Origin of the sequence: Pseudomonas pichavaramensis (assembly GCF_050473265.1) — a bacterium.
GTDB lineage: Bacteria > Pseudomonadota > Gammaproteobacteria > Pseudomonadales > Pseudomonadaceae > Aquipseudomonas.
Window position 1 is genome coordinate 1 of sequence record NZ_JBJKFJ010000033.1, and the last position, 1,461, is coordinate 1,461.

Below are 1,461 nucleotides of genomic sequence, written 5' to 3' on the forward strand. Positions count from 1 at the left end.
CTTCGCATAATGCTCCGGCCTTATGTTGAGCGGCGCCCGGACAATCTCAGCGCCTCCGGGCGCCGCGTAACATAGGGCCGATTATGCGTAAGCCCATCCCGCTTGAAATTCCATCCCACCTTGTCGAACTGGCTCAGCTCTACGCGCCTAGCCGGCATCCTCTCGATGCTGTGGGCTTCATCCTGGAGCGTCACCCGCATCTGATCGCAGAGCTTCGAGATCTGCGCCGCAGGCTTGCTGATTTCGATGCTGAGAGTTCGGCTTTCGATTCTCGCCTTGATGCCTTGCAAACGGCTTGCAGAGCCATTCTCGACCTCTGATTCAGATCGGCCTGCCTGGTCTCAGGGCAACTTGTTGTCCTGGGAGCGGGCAGGGGACAAGCGAAGCGCGTCAGTAAGGATTAGGAGGCGGGCGGGGCGTGTGGTTCCTCGCGAGGTACGAGCGAGGGTGCGCGCGCCTGCCCGCTGACGTCCCTGTAGCACGTCAGAAAAACCGGTATCAAAACGCTCAATAAGTCATGAACTGGCCTTTAGACCAGTAAAAACAAGGCTTGCAGCGACATTGCTGTTGGGCGAAATGTTGCTATTTAGCCTGCAAACACCTATAAGACCAATATCAAACATATATAGGTTTTATATGAACGTTGAAAGCAAGGAGCTTCTCCATCTTCTCCAGACAGTTCGCCGTCATTCGAAGAAGGATGCCTTGGCGATCATGCGTGGTCTCGCGCCTGAGGGGCAGCGCTCGCTCTTGATCGAGCTTCGTAGGATTTTTCTGGAGTCTCGCGGGCAGAAGTCATTGCCATTGGCGCCAGTTCAGCCACCGGTAACGGCTGAGGCTCAGCAAGCCCCAGGAAAGGCCAAGAAGGTGCCGTACAGCCTTCTGTTACCCCCAGCCATGCTCGAAAGCCTCAAAGCGCTTTCTGAACGTGACGGGGCACCTGTTTCGCACCATATCCGGCTAGCCATCAAGGCATACCTGGGCAAGGTGCGATAAGTCGTCACTGCCTGTCGGCGGCAACCGCCAGGCAATGACTAACCAAAACGATCGATAGGAGATCGAAATGGCTACTGCAAAGTCTACTGAAACCCCTGTGCCTGCTGGTTTTGTCACCTCGGCGGATAAAGCCGAAAAGCAGGCAGACAATGAAAAAAAATCATGTTCGATTAGCGTTCACGAAGCGGTTTTGCTTCTCGGCAAGACTGCTTCGGTTGAGCTTGTCATGGACGGTTACCCTGATCCGCTCTGGTGCCAGGTTCTTATTGTCGGTGTAGTTCTTGGTCTGCGAGGTGTTGATCCTCACTTCATGGTCTTCGATGTATCGGGTGGCCGGGCATATCCTGACGAGATGTTCTGGTGTGATATCCGAACATTGTGTGTCTTGGAGCAAAGCCAGCACTGATCTGAGGGCGCCACGCTGGTGTGATTTGCCATGCAGCGTGGCGCCATCCCAACGGGAGG

Annotated in this window: 3 protein-coding genes; all 3 read left to right on the forward strand. The window is 55.1% G+C overall.

Annotation, left to right across the window (positions count from 1 at the left end):
- Positions 1 to 83 precede the first annotated feature (83 nt).
- The 3 genes from ACJRW5_RS24885 (at position 84) to ACJRW5_RS24895 (ending at position 1,402) form a co-directional block, all read left to right on the forward strand.
- A complete protein-coding gene (locus tag ACJRW5_RS24885; RefSeq protein WP_484573137.1) occupies positions 84 to 320 on the forward strand; it encodes a hypothetical protein in 237 nt (78 codons plus the stop codon).
- Positions 321 to 636: 316 nt separating this feature from the next.
- The gene (locus ACJRW5_RS24890) at positions 637 to 996 is read left to right on the forward strand and encodes a ribbon-helix-helix domain-containing protein (RefSeq protein ID WP_484573138.1); all 360 of its coding nucleotides are present in this window, start codon (positions 637 to 639) and stop codon (positions 994 to 996) included.
- A 67-nt stretch (positions 997 to 1,063) separates the two neighbouring features.
- A complete protein-coding gene (locus ACJRW5_RS24895; protein WP_484573139.1) occupies positions 1,064 to 1,402 on the forward strand; it encodes a hypothetical protein in 339 nt (112 codons plus the stop codon).
- Positions 1,403 to 1,461 lie beyond the last annotated feature (59 nt).